The 16,778-nt window shown below is 39.5% G+C and carries 19 protein-coding genes; 18 read left to right on the top strand and 1 reads right to left on the bottom strand.

Going from position 1 to position 16,778, the window contains the following annotated elements; genetic code table 11:
• Positions 1-5: 5 nt before the first annotated feature.
• The 11 genes from J9318_RS01235 to J9318_RS01185 all read left to right on the top strand — a co-directional run bounded on the left by J9318_RS01235 (position 6) and on the right by J9318_RS01185 (position 11,818).
• Positions 6-419 carry a phosphate ABC transporter substrate-binding protein gene (locus J9318_RS01235; RefSeq protein WP_210560704.1) on the top strand — a complete coding sequence of 138 codons (414 nt, stop codon included), beginning with the start codon at positions 6-8 and terminating at the stop codon, positions 417-419.
• 153 nt (positions 420-572) lie between these two features.
• Positions 573-1,133, top strand: coding sequence for an RNA polymerase sigma factor (locus J9318_RS01230; RefSeq protein WP_210560703.1), 561 nt, complete (start codon positions 573-575; stop codon positions 1,131-1,133).
• Positions 1,123-1,824, top strand: coding sequence for a hypothetical protein (locus tag J9318_RS01225; protein ID WP_210560702.1), 702 nt, complete (start codon positions 1,123-1,125; stop codon positions 1,822-1,824). Before J9318_RS01230 ends, J9318_RS01225 begins: the two co-directional genes overlap by 11 nt.
• An 18-nt stretch (positions 1,825-1,842) precedes the next feature.
• Positions 1,843-2,874, top strand: coding sequence for a hypothetical protein (locus J9318_RS01220; protein ID WP_210560701.1), 1,032 nt, complete (start codon positions 1,843-1,845; stop codon positions 2,872-2,874).
• A 113-nt stretch (positions 2,875-2,987) separates the two neighbouring features.
• Entirely contained in the window at positions 2,988-4,403 is a 1,416-nt protein-coding gene (hemN, locus tag J9318_RS01215; protein ID WP_210560700.1) for an oxygen-independent coproporphyrinogen III oxidase, read from the top strand.
• 85 nt (positions 4,404-4,488) lie between these two features.
• Positions 4,489-6,048, top strand: coding sequence for a DNA recombination protein RmuC (locus J9318_RS01210; protein ID WP_210560699.1), 1,560 nt, complete (start codon positions 4,489-4,491; stop codon positions 6,046-6,048).
• Between the two features lie 61 nt (positions 6,049-6,109).
• Complete coding sequence (locus tag J9318_RS01205) at positions 6,110-7,282, top strand: threonine/serine exporter family protein (RefSeq protein WP_244731985.1); 1,173 nt, start codon at positions 6,110-6,112, stop codon at positions 7,280-7,282.
• A 341-nt stretch (positions 7,283-7,623) separates the two neighbouring features.
• Positions 7,624-8,700, top strand: a complete 1,077-nt coding sequence (coxB, locus tag J9318_RS01200) for a cytochrome c oxidase subunit II (protein WP_244731982.1) — start codon at positions 7,624-7,626, stop codon at positions 8,698-8,700.
• Positions 8,701-8,711: 11 nt separating this feature from the next.
• Positions 8,712-10,307 carry a cytochrome c oxidase subunit I gene (gene ctaD, locus J9318_RS01195; protein WP_210560697.1) on the top strand — a complete coding sequence of 532 codons (1,596 nt, stop codon included), beginning with the start codon at positions 8,712-8,714 and terminating at the stop codon, positions 10,305-10,307.
• Positions 10,308-10,331: 24 nt separating this feature from the next.
• Positions 10,332-10,910 carry a cytochrome c oxidase assembly protein gene (locus tag J9318_RS01190; RefSeq protein WP_210560696.1) on the top strand — a complete coding sequence of 193 codons (579 nt, stop codon included), beginning with the start codon at positions 10,332-10,334 and terminating at the stop codon, positions 10,908-10,910.
• Between the two features lie 26 nt (positions 10,911-10,936).
• On the top strand, positions 10,937-11,818 hold the full coding sequence (locus J9318_RS01185; RefSeq protein WP_210560695.1) for a cytochrome c oxidase subunit 3: 882 nt from the start codon (positions 10,937-10,939) through the stop codon (positions 11,816-11,818).
• A gap of 6 nt (positions 11,819-11,824) precedes the next feature.
• Here the strand turns inward: J9318_RS01185 and J9318_RS01180 are convergent, their stop codons facing one another.
• A complete protein-coding gene (locus J9318_RS01180; RefSeq protein WP_210560694.1) occupies positions 11,825-12,049 on the bottom strand; it encodes a DUF2909 domain-containing protein in 225 nt (74 codons plus the stop codon).
• Positions 12,050-12,096: 47 nt separating this feature from the next.
• On the opposite strand from J9318_RS01180, the gene J9318_RS01175 reads away from it, so the two are divergent.
• From J9318_RS01175 to J9318_RS01145, 7 genes are all read left to right on the top strand, one after another.
• Positions 12,097-12,840, top strand: a complete 744-nt coding sequence (locus J9318_RS01175) for an SURF1 family protein (protein ID WP_210560693.1) — start codon at positions 12,097-12,099, stop codon at positions 12,838-12,840.
• A complete protein-coding gene (locus tag J9318_RS01170; protein ID WP_210560692.1) occupies positions 12,837-13,340 on the top strand; it encodes a hypothetical protein in 504 nt (167 codons plus the stop codon). The genes J9318_RS01175 and J9318_RS01170 overlap by 4 nt, the downstream gene beginning before the upstream one ends.
• A 39-nt stretch (positions 13,341-13,379) precedes the next feature.
• Positions 13,380-14,462 (top strand): COX15/CtaA family protein, encoded by a 1,083-nt coding sequence (locus tag J9318_RS01165; RefSeq protein ID WP_210560691.1) that lies wholly within the window; start codon positions 13,380-13,382, stop codon positions 14,460-14,462.
• A 2-nt stretch (positions 14,463-14,464) separates the two neighbouring features.
• The gene (gene cyoE / locus J9318_RS01160) at positions 14,465-15,376 is read left to right on the top strand and encodes a heme o synthase (protein WP_210560690.1); all 912 of its coding nucleotides are present in this window, start codon (positions 14,465-14,467) and stop codon (positions 15,374-15,376) included.
• A gap of 3 nt (positions 15,377-15,379) precedes the next feature.
• The gene (locus J9318_RS01155; protein ID WP_210560689.1) at positions 15,380-16,009 is read left to right on the top strand and encodes an SCO family protein; all 630 of its coding nucleotides are present in this window, start codon (positions 15,380-15,382) and stop codon (positions 16,007-16,009) included.
• Positions 16,010-16,097: 88 nt separating this feature from the next.
• The gene (locus J9318_RS01150) at positions 16,098-16,361 is read left to right on the top strand and encodes an STAS domain-containing protein (protein ID WP_210560688.1); all 264 of its coding nucleotides are present in this window, start codon (positions 16,098-16,100) and stop codon (positions 16,359-16,361) included.
• Between the two features lie 29 nt (positions 16,362-16,390).
• On the top strand, positions 16,391-16,753 hold the full coding sequence (locus tag J9318_RS01145; protein WP_210560687.1) for a response regulator: 363 nt from the start codon (positions 16,391-16,393) through the stop codon (positions 16,751-16,753).
• The last annotated feature ends 25 nt before the right edge of the window (positions 16,754-16,778 follow it).

Below are 16,778 nucleotides of genomic sequence, written 5' to 3'. Positions count from 1 at the left end.
CAATAATGAAAATTAAGCAGTTGGTTGTATCATTTATTTTTTGCTTCTCTTGTACATCGATAGCTGGAAATGTGGTGGTTATTAATGCCGAAAATACCGCGAAGATATCAACATCGGATATCAAAAAACTTTACCTAGGCAAAAAAGGCGCTTTCAGTAATGGCAAAAAAGCCACCTTAGCAACCTTGTTAGCAGGCAATTCAATTCGCGAAAGTTTTAACATTCAAGTGCTAAATAAGAACGAGTCACAATATACGGGTTATTGGGCAAAGTTGTCTTTTACAGGTCGTGGAATCGCACCGGTTGAGTTTACAAGCTCTCAGGAAGTAAAACGGTTTGTTAGTTCAAGGCCAAATGCTATGGGTATTATTGATGACAAGTATTTGGATAGCTCGTTAAAAGTAGTACTTAAGTTTTAGAAATTAGTGTACCCATCTCTCGCCCTCAATTTTTCTCTTAACTAGCAACTAGCAAAAAAAATAATAAGAAAATTAAAACTTTTTACAAACTCCTCACGACTATAGATACAAAGATGCTAAAAATGCATATGGCAACGAGTATTAGGGATAGTTTTGTTTTTAATTCAAGACGATAAAACATTAATCAAAAAAGCATTAGGCGGCAGTCAGTCTGCATGGTGCAAATTAGTCAAACGCTATGAAAAGTGTGTTTATGGCTATGCATTGAGAATGACAAATAATCCAGCTGATGCTTTGGATTTGATGCAAGAAACCTTTGTTTCAGTTTGTCGTAATTTATCAGACTTTAAACATCAAAGTAGCTTTAAAACTTGGTTACTGTCATTAGCCTATTATCGATGCATGGACTTTTTTCGTAAGAAAAAGCTTACTTTTAGTGATGATCAAGAGCTTGATAATTATGAGTCAGAAACCGTCGATAGTTGCCCGCAAATAAATTTAGAACAGTTGCAAAATAGTGCCGGCTTAATGCAGATGATGGCATCACTTAGTCTAGAGCAACGACTCATTATAGAACTAAAAATATTTCAACAACTTACATTTGAAGAAATCTCAGATCAAATGGGAATTTCGACAAATACTATTAAGTCCCGTTTTTACACCGGTCTTAATAAATTAAAGCTTTTAATTGAGGACAGTGATTATGCCGCATGAGAAAAATCAGTCTTTAGAGCAGTTATTCTTTGCGTGGAGCAATGGTGAGGCTTTATCTCCGTTGGAATTGGAAAAATTGATGGCGTCGTCTGAATACCAAGAAAAAGTGCATCTAATAGAAATGCTAAAACAACAAAATGAGCAGATTGAACAACGTTTTGATGTCCCTAAGTGGGACAGAAGTTCGACGTTTGTTTCTCGTCCAGATAAAACAAGTCATTGGTGGCAACAAAGCGCAATGTCAGTGTTGGCCGTCTCATTTTCTTTCATAGTTTGTGTCATGTTTGTTTTTGATTTGAAAGTGCAATGGCATGACGGCTCCGTTCAATTATTAACGGCACAGCAACAAAAGTTACTGTGGCAAAAAGAACAACAAGTCTTCATTCAAAACCAAGTTGCCTTATGGAACGAGCAAAATCATCAGCAAATAAAGGATGCCATTACACAACTAGAAGAAAATCAAACGCAAAGAACGGTGAAATTAGCGAATTACTTAATAGATAGCAGTCGTACAGAGCGAAAAGAGGATTTACAACGCTTTGTAACCGCAATACAAGAGCAACGAGCGGCTGATCTTAGGTACTTTCAATCCGAGCTGGGCGAACTGCAATATAAATTTCAAATGGTGGCGCTTAATAGCAGCAACTACAACGCAAATAACAGCTCAACTTTAACAACCGCTGAAGACTAAATACTGTAGGAGAGAGTCATGAAAAGTAAATTAAATAGCGCAATAGTAGCAATGATATTAAGCGGATTCACATTAGCGTCATTGTCTGTGAGCGCAAAAAATGAATTACCTGAACAACACCTGAACAACGTTAAACGTGATATCAAAGTAATGTCGACGATTTTACAAACAACGTTAAAGGATAAGTTAGGTCGAAACTCCGGACAAGTTTCAGCTAGTTACCTTGCCCATCAAGGTATGCTATTTGAAATTAGTGCGAATAATCGATTTGCCGCACCGAACATATTCATCAGCAAAAATGGCAATGTTTTCTCCTCAAATAGTGATTCAGCGTTTGTTCCACCGCCACCACCAAAGCCGGGCACACCCTCCACGTCGAAGCTTGAACGCGACCTAGAAGAGCTTGTTGAAATCCGCATGGAAACGGAAAATACCGAACACTTTTTTGAAATGAGCCATAGTGATATTGAAGACATTGAGTTTGAAATACACAAAGCAACAATGCTTGCTGAATCGCTTGGTGGCGACAACATCAAAGCACGCAAAGAAATGCGAGAGGCAAAAAACGAACTTCGTAAAAAGCAGCGAGAGCTGTCTAAACAAGCAAGTAAGTTGGAGCGCAAAGCAAGACAGGTTGAGCGAGAAATTAGGGATGCTGAACTAGTCAGCGATATTAACAATGGTGAATCTGATCAGCAGATTAAAAAATTAGAAGCGGAAATGCAGGGCTTAAAAACGCAACTAAAAAATATCAATAACGAAATGGTTAAGCATCAAAAAACAGTAAGGGAAGCGGCTCAAAAAGCAAAAGAGCAAGTAAGAAAGCAACAGCAAGAACTGGCGAAAACCTATGCTTTTACAATTAGTGAGTTGGTATGTGATTTTGGTTCAGGACTAAAAAGCCTCAAAGAAGATAAGTTTATGACTTTTTATGTGAATGATGCATCACAGCTTTATTATGTTTTTAAACAAGACGATATTGAAAAGTGCAATAAAGGTAAAATCAATTATCGAGCTTTGTTAGATAGTGCGGTTAAATATTCACTTTAGATTATTTAAACTTGAATTGAGCTAAATCAAGTTCCATTTCACTATTATTAAATACACTGCTCTTATTCTGATAGCCACTTTTAAAGGTGGCTCTTTTTTTAAGAGAGATAGTGATGATTACAGAGCAACAATGGCTAAAAAAGTATAACGTCAATGGCCCGCGGTATACGTCATATCCAACCGCACTAGAATTTAACCAATCTATTACTGACAATTTTCAACTTGCAGCAGCGAAAGGTTCTGAAAATAAACATCTGTCGTTATATTTCCATATCCCTTTTTGTTTTGAGCTCTGTTTTTACTGTGGTTGCAACAAAATTGTCTCTAGGCATCAAGAAAAATCGAATCGCTATGTCGAAATGATGCTTAAAGAGCTCAGAGCACGGAGTGTGGCGTTAAGAAACAAACCTGTAAATCAAATTCATTTTGGCGGTGGTACACCAAACTTTCTGACTAAAGAGCAATTTCAACAAATATTTAAAGCCATAAATGATGATTTTATTATTGAAGATAAGGCTGAAATTAGTGTTGAACTCGATGTGCGACACGTGTCTTTTTCACTATTAACAACGCTCAGAGACTGTGGTGTAAACCGACTAAGTTTTGGTTTGCAAGATACTAATGAAGAAGTGCAAAAGGCGATTAACCGACAGCAGTCCAATGAACTAGTATCGAAAGTATTAGAATGGTCAAAACAGCTGGGTTTTGAATCCATAAACGTTGATTTAATTTATGGCCTTCCTCATCAAAGCATTACTATTTTTGAGCAAACATTGCGCGATGTTGTTGCATTTAATCCGGATCGAATATCGCTATTCAGTTATGCACATTTACCTAGCCGTTTTGCCTCTCAGCGAAAAATTAAAGACGAATGGTTACCCACGCCACCGCAAAAACTTGAGTTGATGTTATTAGCGAACCAGGTTTTATGCGAACAAGCGGGTTATGTCGCTATTGGATTTGATCATTTTGCTAAGCCGTCGGACCGTTTAGTTTCTGCACAAGAACTTGGAGAGCTGCATCGAAATTTTCAAGGCTATACGTTACTAGCCGACTCGGATTTATTAGCCATAGGCGCATCGGCAATTAGTTACATAGGCAACGTATATATGCAAAATCCCAAAAAGATCTCAGATTATTACGATGTCTATGACACACAAAACTTAACAACGGCATTTATATCAAATATTGAAAAGCCTTCTGGCTACTCAAATCCGTTTCCGAAGTTACCTGGGCGTATTTTGACGCATGATGACTTAGTAAGAGCAGACATAATTAAACATTTAATGTGTAATTTTTTAATTAAATTTGAATACGTTGAGAGTAAATGGGGTGTTGATTTTTTGAGTTATTTTTCAAAAGAGTTACTTAGCCTGGTGCCATTTGAAGAAGATGGCATGTTACGTTACTCCGACAGCGAAATTGTCATTAACCCAAAAGCAAGGCTGTTTGTTCGTAATATTTGTATGACCTTCGACCGATATTTGGCCAGCCAACTAAATCAAAAACGCTATTCTCAAGTAATTTAAACAAACTCAGCTTTTGTCATTCCATTTTTATGGTGAGGTAGGCACAATGACAAAATAATTTACTTTGCAGAGAAGTGTTTGATTCGTGGAAAATTTTGACCTCCAATTTGGCCAATCCGATATTGTTATCGGGTGTTTAGTTATTGTTTTACTAATCTTGTTAAGAGCTGTATTTCGTGGGAAAAGTGAAATACAAGCCTTGTCGATGCAATTACAAGAAGTGTCGTTAAACTCGCAACAAAATTTAGCTAAAGTAGCGGAATTGGAAATCGCGGTAAAAGAGCAACAAGAGCGTGCACTAAACTTCCAAACCCAAACGCAATTATCTCAGCAGCAAGTCGCCTCGCTAAAGTCAGAGGTAGAAGGTTTACAAACCCGCATAAACGAACGTAATCAAACGATTAGTGAGCAAAAAGAGCAAAGTGCTCAATGGCAGCAACAACTTCATTCAAAACAGCAAGAATTGATGCAACTTAACTCTGAGTTAACAGAAATAAAAACGAGCTTAGTTGAAAAACAGCAACATTTTGAGCAGCAGCAGGCACAAGTCGAGCAGCAACGTACGCAATTAAAAATGGAATTTGCTAACTTAGCTAACAAAATACTCGAAGAAAAAAGCCAATCCTTTAGCCAGTCTAATAAAACAGAATTAGATGCAATACTGCGCCCATTCAAAGAGCAAGTTGAAGGCTTCCAGAAACGAGTAAACGAAGTTCACAGCGAGTCGATTAAAGGTCAGGCGACGGTGAGTTCAGAATTAAAAAAAGTGCTTGAAGTCGGTATGCAAATGACCAGTGAGGCGAACAACCTTGCAACGGCACTCAAAGGTGATAAAAAAACCACAGGTAACTGGGGTGAAATACAATTAGAACGTACGCTGCAATTAGCCGGATTAATGAAAGACGATCACTACAATACACAAGAGAATCTTGTGGATGAAGAGGGAAATCGTCGATTACCAGATTTTGTTATTAAACTACCCGATGACAAGCATATTGTTATTGATAGTAAGGTATCGCTGGTGGCTTATGATAAGGCGATTGCGGCAGAAACTGACGCGGAAATGAACAGCGCGCTTGATGAACACTGTAACGCAATTAAAAATCATATTAATGATTTGTTTAAAAAAGACTATTCGAACTTGATAGGGTTGCGAAGTCCAAGTTTTGTATTAATGTTTATGCCTATAGAGCCAGCTTATATTGAAGCTTTAAAGCATAAAAAAGACTTGTTTAACTACGGCTACGAGAAAAACGTAATTCTTGTTTCACACACAACATTAATGCCTATCTTAAAAACAGTCGCAAACCTTTGGCGTATTGAACAAGGTAACGCTGAGGCAAAAGAGATTAGTTTACGTGCCGGTGATATTTACAACCAAGTTTGTATTGTTGCTGAGCGGCTACAAAAATTAGGCAAGTCATTAAATACGGTTAGTAACCAATACAATGAGACTGTAAAAGGGCTTGCCGGAAAACAAGGTTTGGCTGGTAAAGTAGAGCGATTTAATCAGCTCTCAAATAAAGTGACGAAAAAAATGCCACAAATTGAACCAAACCACTCGGACTTTGAACACGAACGGTTAGACTTAATTGCTGAGCCGGTTTCAGATAAATCTAAATTAAATGATGTAAAAGGCGACTAAAATGCAAGACCAGCATGAGGCGTTTAAGCAGAAACGAAAGTTTATTGTTCGTTTAGGCAAAATGCTCCACAAATATGGGACACCTGCATATCGATTAGAGGCGCATTTGATGACGCTTGCCGATGGTCTGGGCCTGCGCTCGTCATTTATAATTTCGCCAACGTCTATGACCTTTGTATTATGGACTGAAGGTCATGAAGATGAATATACCCACGCAGCGCGAGTTGAACCAGGCGATCTTGATATGGGCTCATTATCACGAACGGATGATGTCGTAGATTTGGTGCTTGGTGGTGAACTAAGTGTTGAAGAAGCACAATTGCGCCTCGATGAAATTGAGTTTATGCCGAACCCGTATGGGCGTTTGGCAACCGGCTTTTCATTTGCTTTGTCGGGTTGTGCTTTTGCAATGCTAATGAATACCAGCTGGAACAACGCATTATGGTCCGGCTTACTCGGTATTGTTGTTTACTTATTTATATTGTGGTCTGAGCGATCAAAAGGCATTGCCAATATGCTAGAGCCACTAGTAGCCATGATGTCTGCAATGGGCGCTTGTGCAATTGCTGCTTATTTGGATCCGGGTATCAATATTCGACTCGCGGTATTGTCATCTATTATTGTCTTGATTCCAGGTCTAGCCTTAACTATAGGCTTGCAAGAATTGTCGGCACGTCACCTAGTATCCGGTACAGCAAAAATCATGGATGCGGTAATGATGTTATTTAAGCTGTACTTTGGTGCGTTTGTAGGCGTGGAAATGGGTCAACTTATGTTTGGTGAGGTTGAGTTTGTGCAGTCTGAGCTGCTACCACCTTGGACGGCATGGTTAGCAATTTTCACATTAGGTTGTTCTCTTATAATCGCATTTAGAACTCGACGTCGTCATATAGTTTGGTCACTGCTCATTGGCTTTATTGCCTATGGGTCAAGTCATTATGCCGCTCTATCATTTGATTTAGGCATTGGGGCGTTTTTAGGCGCGTTCATGGTCGGTATTTACGGCAATCTGTTTTCTCGATTAGCGAATGCGCCAGCAGTAATTGTTACCATGCAGGGACTCATTGTTCTCGTTCCCGGCAGTAAAACATTCATTAGTTTGAACTCATATATTGCTGGTGAAGGTTTTGCTTCTGCAGAAACGGCTGGTCAACAATCGCTAATTATTCTGATGTCATTGGTTGCAGGCCTTATTTTTGCTAACTCTGCGCTCCCTCCAAAGAAAAGTCTCTAGCTAATTGCCCAAAGTCGACTGTTCATTTTATGTTCAGTTGGCTTTCTTTCATCGATTAAAATTTGCACTCCTTGGTTAAAAGATATACGTTAATTTAGTTGAATAAAAATTAATCTAAATCAACGTCGGGTTACGCTAAGTAACTTAGGACTATAAAAATAATAATTAAAAAACATTCGGGGAGAACTGTCTAGGGCTGCACTAAGGTTGTGCGATAAGTCCTGGCTGGTACTGAGTTGGGTCGTACAGAATCCCTTATTGTTTTTCATTATGGAGGATTCTGTGTGACTGCTAAGCAATTAAGTTGGTTGGTACCAACTGCCGTATTTGCTAATTCCGCAATGGCGAATGATATGCGTCTTAACCTTACTAAAGGGGTAACAGACGTGAGTGCAAATGTTTATGATTTGCACATGATCATTTTTTACATCTGTTGTGTGATAGCGATTTTGGTGTTTGGGGTAATGTTCTATTCAATGCTCCATCATCGAAAATCAAAAGGCGTAACCCCTGCAAATTTTCATGAAAGCACCAAAGTTGAAATTATATGGACAGCGATTCCATTTATCATCTTAATCGGTATGGCTTTTCCTGCTACAAAAACACTGATTGAAATGGAAGATACCAGCGATGCTGATCTTACCGTTCAAGTCACAGGCTCTCAGTGGAAGTGGCATTACAAATACTTTGATCATGACTTGGAATATTACAGTTTATTGGCAACTGCACCCGAGCAAATAGCAAATAAACGCGCTAAGTCAGATAATTATCTCCTAGAAGTTGATCGCCCCCTCGTTATTCCTACCGGTAAAAAAGTACGATTCTTAATAACATCAGATGACGTTATCCACTCATGGTGGGTACCAGAATTTGCTGTTAAAAAAGACGCAAACCCAGGTTTTATTAACGAAGCATGGACAAAAGTAAATGAGCCAGGTGTATACCGAGGTCAGTGTGCTGAGTTATGCGGAAAAGATCATGGTTTTATGCCAATAGTGGTTATTGCGAAAGAGCAAGGTGACTTTGACGCTTGGATGAAACAAGAAGTGGAAATGGCGCGCATTGCTAAAGAAGAAGAGCAGAAATTACTAGCTATGAATATGTCTTACGACGAGTTAATGGCGGTTGGTGAAAAAGCTTACATTGCAAACTGTGCCGCGTGTCATCAAGTCTCAGGTGAGGGTATTCCTGGTGTTTTCCCTGCATTAAAAGGCAGCAAGATTGCACTGGAAGACTTAGGGGCACACATTGACATTGTAGTGAATGGTAAGGCTGGCACGGCTATGCAAGGTTATGGCAAGCAACTTGGTTTAAAAGACTTAGCTGCTATTGTCACTTACGAGCGCAACGCTTGGGGTAATAATACCGGCGATGCAGTGCAAGCTGCACAGATCAACGCTTATCTAACAAGTCAATAAGGAGGCATGTCATGAGTTCTTTAGAAAGTAGTGCAACAGATCATCACGACGACCATGAACACCATGGTGCCCCAAAAGGCATTATGCGTTGGTTGTTAACAACAAATCATAAAGACATAGGTACACTATATCTTTTATTTTCCTTGCTAATGTTTTTCATTGGCGGGGCGATGGCCATGGTTATTCGTGCCGAGCTATTCCAACCGGGTTTACAAATCGTTGAACCCAACTTTTTTAATCAAATGACCACGGTTCACGGTTTAATCATGGTGTTTGGAGCGGTAATGCCAGCATTTGTAGGCTTGGCAAACTGGATGGTTCCTATGATGATTGGTGCGCCAGATATGGCGTTACCAAGAATGAATAACTGGAGCTTCTGGATATTACCATTTGCGTTTTTAATTTTACTTATGTCGTTATTTATGGAAGGTGGTGGCCCTGCGTTCGGTTGGACTTTCTATGCACCATTATCAACGACCTATAGTGGCGACAGTACCGCGTTTTTTGTGTTCTCGGTTCATATCATGGGGATCTCTTCGATTATGGGTGCGATTAACGTCATCGTAACCATTTTTAATTTAAGAGCGCCGGGCATGACCTTCATGAAAATGCCTCTGTTTGTTTGGACTTGGTTAATTACTGCGTTCTTACTGATAGCGGTTATGCCGGTATTAGCTGGTGCGGTAACTATGGTTTTAACCGACAAGTATTTCGCGACGTCATTCTTTAGTGCAGCCGGCGGTGGTGACCCAGTATTGTTCCAGCATATATTTTGGTTCTTTGGTCATCCTGAAGTGTACATTATGATTTTGCCAGCTTTTGGCATCATCTCTCAAATTGTTCCTACCTTCAGTCGTAAGCGCTTATTTGGCTATTCCTCTATGGTATATGCGACCGCGTCTATCGCCATATTATCATTCATGGTTTGGGCACATCACATGTTTACCACTGGTATGCCATTAGCCGGTGAATTGTTCTTTATGTACTTCACTATGCTTATCTCTGTGCCCACAGGCGTAAAAGTCTTTAATTGGGTCGCTACTATGTGGCGAGGAGCGTTAACGTTTGAAGTGCCTATGATGTTCTCTATTGCCTTTATTGTGCTGTTTACTATAGGAGGTTTGTCAGGGTTGATGCTAGCCATTACACCAGCGGATTTCCAATACCATGATACTTATTTTGTGGTTGCGCATTTCCACTATGTACTAGTAACAGGAGCGATCTTCTCCATTATGGCCGGTGCCTACTATTGGCTGCCTAAATGGACAGGTCATATGTTCGATGAAGGTTTAGCCAAGTTACACTTTTGGTTGTCGTTAGTTTCAGTAAACGTGTTGTTTTTCCCAATGCACTTTGTTGGTTTAGCTGGAATGCCTCGCCGTATTCCTGACTACGCGACACAGTTTGCTGACTTTAACGCGATTATAAGTATTGGAGGCTTTGCATTTGGTTTATCTCAACTTCTGTTTGTTGCAGTTGTTTACAAGTGCATAAAAGGTGGTGAAAAAGCAACTGACCAAGTCTGGGAAGGTGCCGAAGGGTTAGAGTGGGAAGTTCCTTCTCCTGCGCCTTATCACACATTTGAGACGCCACCAAAAATCAAATAGAAGAGTGTATTCTGGAGTAGGTATATGAGCGTAAATGAAGCGAATAAAACAGCCCAAACCAAACTGATTAAGAAGTTGGTATTAACCGTTGTCTTTATGTTTGGCTTTGGTTTTGCGCTCGTGCCTTTGTACGATGTGTTTTGTGATATTACCGGTTTAAATGGAAAAACGAGTAATCAAGCTGCGACCCAATCGACAGTCATTGATATGAATCGAACCGTAACGGTTGAGTTTATCGCTCACACACAAGGCAATTTACCGTGGACTTTTAAACCAGAAGTAAAACGCATTAAAGTCCACCCAGGCGAACAACATGAAGTTAACTTTTTAGTTTCAAATCAATCAGCAGGCGACATGGTGGTACAAGCTATTCCATCGGTAAGTCCGGGGCTTGCAGCAACGTATTTTAATAAAATTGAATGCTTTTGCTTTAATCACCAACCGTTGGAACAGGGTCAACAAGCAAGCTTAGGTTTGCAGTTTTACATTGATCCTGAACTACCACCGGAATATAGCACTGTCACACTGTCATACACATTGTTTGATATTAGTGACAAATTAGAACCGTCTGCGTTTGCAGACTTATTTGCTGATTCAGAATAATAATGCTCACAGAGAGGGCAAAAAAAATGTCGAGTGAATATCAAAAATATTACGTCCCAGCACAAAGTCCATGGCCAATTGTCGGCGCAGTGGGTTTATTCTTTATTGCATTTGGTGCTGGTGGTTATGTTAATGACGTAACAAAAGGCGAGTCTGGTTTTAGCGGTTATTTATTACTGGCCGGAATTTTAACTATCATTTTTATGTTGGTAGGTTGGTTTCGAAATGTAATAGATGAGTCAATGAAAGGGATGTACAGCGCACAAATGGATCGCTCATTTAAACAGGGAATGAGTTGGTTTATTTTTTCTGAAGTCATGTTCTTTGGTGCTTTTTTTGGTGCGCTATTCTACGCACGAATGTTTTCGGTACCTTGGTTAGGTGGAGCCAGTAATAACGTTAGTACTCATGAAGTACTCTGGCCGGCGTTTGAGGCAATTTGGCCACTTATAAAAACTCCAGATGGCACAACAACAGAAGCAATGGGTTGGACTGGTTTGCCTCTATATAACACCATAATTTTATTAATATCATCGGTTACCTTGCACTTCGCGCACGTTGGTTTAGAACAAAATAAACGTACTCAATTAAAGATTGGCTTGGGTGTCACTATTTTACTTGGCTGTATCTTTTTGGTCTTGCAGGTTGAAGAGTATGTGCATGCGTACCGTGAAATGGGCTTAATGTTATCAAGTGGTATTTACGGTAATACATTCTTCTTGTTAACCGGTTTTCATGGCTTGCACGTCACGTTGGGCACGATAATGTTAATTATTATGTTTTTTAGGATTGTACTTAAAGAGCATTTTACCCCTGAAAACCACTTTGGATTTCAAGCGACAAGTTGGTATTGGCACTTTGTTGATGTTGTATGGGTGTGTCTATTTATCTTTGTTTACATCTTATAGGTGGGTTTAAACCTTAGTGTAAGGGCTTGGATTTGGTTCAATAATACCTAGCCCTAACAATACTAGCAGCAAGATCATAAGGACAGCGGTAAAGGCTAATCTTCTGCCAATAAAGTGAGACATAGGTGGTGCATTTTCATCGCCTTTTAACATAGTAAACATCGCCTTAAACAAGTTAAAGATGATGCTAAAAAGTAATATAACGATGATGGCTTTAATCATAAATTCCATTGTCTTACCTATAATTTTGTCGTTTGTAGTTCGGTAATGAAAAGTTAATGCAAATATTAAAGCGTTTTAGTTTCACACCTCTGTCGATCATTCTTACTGTGACGGTATTTTTGATTTTGTGCAAGTTAGGCTTTTGGCAATTAGAGCGAGCCAAGCAAAAGCAAGAGTTATTAGCGCAACAAAGTGCAGAACGAGTGAGCCAAACGGAGTTTTTAGCTCGACTAAACACAGGAAAGTTAGCGAGTTTAAACTTTCAAACCACCCAACTAGACTTGGAGTTGAAAACAGATTTTGTTTGGTTAGTTGATAACAAAATATTTAATGGGCAAGTTGGCTACGATGTCGTAGTACCTGCTCAAGTAAAGTTATCAGAAACTATCATCTTGGTTAACTTAGGTTGGTGGCGGGCACCAAAGCAACGCGCAGAATTACCGTCAATTGACTTGCCCTATGAATTAGAAATTAATGGGTTACTTAAAACAACCGATCTTCAACAATTTACGCTCAGCGATGTTATTGAAGGAGACACGTTCCCTAAACGAGTTCAGTCGGTAAACGTGATTGTAGATTTTAAATACAGCAGTGGAATGACCGTTAAACCGGTATTTTTATACGCTGATACCAATAGTGTAGCCGGGCATCCACAGTTATATAAACCGGTCGTGATGCCTCCTGAGAAACATATCGCCTATGCGGTCCAGTGGTTTTTGTTGGCGTTCGCGAGCTTAGTTGTATTTGTGTTCGCAAGCGTTCGTAGTACTAACATAGTTAAAGAGAAGGAACACCAATGAAGTCTAAGTCTTTTTTTGGAATATTTGTAGCAATGGCCACCGTGCCGCTAGTGTTAGCATATTTGGTTTTAAAAATGGGATGGTACACGCCAGCCGCAACCAACAAAGGCGAGTTTTTGCAAAAAGAAGTGGTGGTTAAAATTAAAACAGAAACCCCCATGTGGAGCATTGTATATCAACCGCAAACTCAACAGTGTGATAGCTTTTGCGAAGAACAATTGTACGGACTAAACCAAACTTATCTTGCTTTAGGTAAGCTTCAAAAACGCGTTAATGCATGGGTGTTAACGGACTCGTTACCTTTAAACAATTACCCGGCAACAAAGACCTATTCAGCAAATAATACCGACCTAAGTGGCGGCTATATTTATGTAATTGATCCTATGGGTAAAGTCATCCTTCGTTACCAAGGAAGCGCTGACCGGGACAATACGATAAAGACAAGCAAAGACATCCTGTCTGATTTGAAAAAGCTATTAAATTATGCTCGTATGGGTTAATAATTGAACACCCCAATAATAAAAATAAGAAGGGCTCTGATGTTAAATTTTCGTTATAAGCTATCACTACTGTCTTTGTTAATGGTATGTGTCGTCATTGTATTGGGCGCTTACACACGACTTACTGATGCTGGTTTAGGCTGTCCAGATTGGCCTGGATGTTATGGTTTTTTAACTGTTCCAACAGAAGCCGCACATATAGAACACGCCGAAGCCGCCTTTCCTGAACGTCCCGTTGAATATCATAAAGCGCGAAATGAAATGGTTCATCGCTATTTTGCGGGTGCTTTAGGCTTGTTTGTATTAGCTATGTTTATACTGAGCATAAAAGCTCGGCAGCATGTGAAATTAACCGGATTGCTGCTAGCTACAGTCAGTTTTCAAGCCGTATTGGGCATGTTAACCGTAACTATGAATCTAATGCCGCTTGTTGTAATGGGACACCTTTTAGGTGGCTTTACGACCTTTTGTTTAATATTGCTATTGACGCTGAAACTGCGATCACAGTGTTTAAGCCAACAAGATATTCTGCATGACATTCCTGCCTCAATAAAGATTACGACATTGCTAAGAAATTTTGTCAAAGTTGGCTTTTTATTAGTTGTGCTTCAAATTGCGCTTGGCGGTTGGACCGCTGCCAATTATGCGGCAGTGGCTTGCACAGATTTACCTATTTGTGAGCCTGGTTGGCAACAGAAGTTTGATCTAGATAGCGCATTATCTGTGCCGCACGGATTTGAAGACTATGAATATGGCGTCTTCCCTTATGAAGCAAGAATGACAATTCACGTTCTTCACCGAATAGGAGCCATGGTTGTTACTGCGTTTCTTTTGTTACTGGTCATTAGTCTATATAAACAAATTCAATTACGGCCATTTGCAATTGTGATAACGCTGATAACAGCGGTTCAAATCTCATTAGGTATATCGAATGTTGTTTTTCATTTACCACTGTATGTCGCCGTCGCACATAACTTTGTTGGTTTGATGTTAATGGCAAGTTTGCTTGTATTGTGGCATTACCTACATCGCCAAAGAAAGCTACAGCAGCAGGCACACTTTAATCAATCGGCGCCGTCTACTAGCCCAGATAGCAGCATTTTAGTACAACAAGGAGCGTAATCATGCCTTACATTAATACTATAAATAGCTCGTTTTCGTCTTTTACCGGTTTGTTAAAAGACTTGTATGAAATAACTAAACCAAAAGTCGTATTTATGTTGGTGATTACGGCCATTGTTGGAATGGTGTTAGCGCAACCTGGCTGGCCCGCGCTTGATTTGCTATTGGTGTCGTCAATTGGGATTGGGTTTTTATCTGCAGCCGCTGCGGCCATGAATCACATAGTAGATCAAAAAATAGATGCCAAAATGGCACGTACGTACAATAGACCGATTGCTAAAGGGCGGGTTTCAAATCAACAAGCGATTATTTTTTCGTTTGCCTTGGCTGTGCTTGGTTTTGTGATTTTGTATGCCGCGGTCAACCCATTATCGGCTTGGTTAACATTAGCGAGTTTATTTGGTTATGCTGTTGTATATACCCTAGTATTGAAGCGACTCACGCCACAAAATATTGTAATTGGTGGATTAGCCGGTGCTATGCCACCGTTATTAGGCTGGGTTAGCATGACTGGAGAATTACACCCAAACGCATTTTTACTTGTCATGATCATATTTACTTGGACTCCACCACACTTCTGGGCGTTGGCTATTCATCGAAAAGACGACTATGCGCGAGTTAATATTCCAATGCTGCCTGTAACCCATGGTCTAGCGTTTACTAAAAATGCGATTGTGCTTTATACAATATTACTAACTTTGGTCTGCTTTTTACCTTATTTAATCGCGATGACGGGGCTAATTTATTTAGTTTCCAGTACAATACTCAATCTTATTTTTCTTAAATATGCATGGCAATTAAAAGTCAAAGACGATAAAAACATTGCAATGGATACTTTTAAGTTTTCAATTTGGCACTTACTTATTTTATTTGTTGCTTTGTTAGTTGATCACTTTTACATCATTAGATTTTAAAACATGAAAAAGACTCAGATTTTTTTAATAGCAATATTGGCGCTTATGGCATTCTCAGCGGGCGTTTACTTTTCTGTTGAACAAGAAGTAGGGGTTTCAGAACAAACTCACTTGTATAAACAACCGAGAGCTATCGATGACTTTGTGCTAACAACGCAAACTGGCGCGTCCTTTTCTAATGGTGATTTAGAGGGTAAGTGGAGCTTTTTGTTTTTAGGTTATTTGTCTTGCCCTGATGTTTGCCCAACAACCATGATGAAACTAAGTGGCTTGATACCTCAACTTGAAGAAGTTGCTCCCAATACTCAAGTGTTGTTTTTATCCGTCGATCCAAAAAGAGATAAAGTAGAAAATATAAGGGATTATACCAATTACTTTCATCAATCTATTTTAGGGTTACGAGCTGAACACAAGGCTCTATATCCATTCGTTCGCAACCTTGGTTTGATGTACTCCATCCCGCCGGCAGAGGTCGAAGACGGTTATTACGTTGATCACAGCGGTTCAGTTGTACTCATTAATCCACAGGGTGAAATTCACGCTATGTTTAAACCTGAAGTTGAATTAGGCCAGGTTCCCTCCATTAATCCCACCACAATGTTAGAAGACTTTAAGCTCATCTCAGTAAAATAAAAATCGGTAATAAATTTAATTATCTGGAAATCTGAATATTTCCTACTAGGCTAAAATTAAACGATTTTTACTAAACGCTATTGAGCAGATGAAATTAGCATCGAAATTACATATCAGTGAAGCTGAACAACTCAGCGCATCACTTCTCAATCTTTTGTCTACAGACCAGAAAATCTGTATAGACATTAGCGAAGTGAATGATGCCGATACGGCTTCCATTCAAGTGTTGTGTGCGTTGCAAAAGTCTCTTTCTGCAACTAACAACGCTATTTCATGGCAAGGCAAGAGCTCTGTTTTATCGAATATAGCGCAACAGCTTGGAGTAAAAGAGTTTCTTAATTTACCAGATTAAAAATTTAGCTTTGTGGGGAAGGTGATTTTATGAAAAAGATTTTGGCCGTTGATGACTCAGCGTCAATGAGGCAGATGGTAGGCTTCACTTTGAAAAATGCCGGCTACAATGTGACAGAGGCAAAAGACGGCGTTGAAGCACTGGCAGTTGCAAAAGATGCAGAGTTTGATGTGATAATATCAGACGTGAATATGCCTAATATGGACGGCATAGAATTGGTCAAAAACTTGAGGCAACTACCACAGTTTAAATTTACACCTATCTTAATGTTAACAACAGAATCTGGAGCCAATAAAAAGGGCGAGGGTAAGGCTGCCGGGGCAACTGGTTGGATTGTTAAGCCTTTTAATCCCGAACAACTGTTAACGGTTATAAAAAAAGTAGCTCGATAGTTCTGTTTTACTAATAGGTAGACCT

Origin of the sequence: Psychrosphaera aestuarii, from assembly GCF_017948405.1 — a bacterium.
Lineage (GTDB): Bacteria > Pseudomonadota > Gammaproteobacteria > Enterobacterales > Alteromonadaceae > Psychrosphaera > Psychrosphaera aestuarii.
This window is presented reverse-complemented; position numbering and strand designations above follow the sequence as displayed.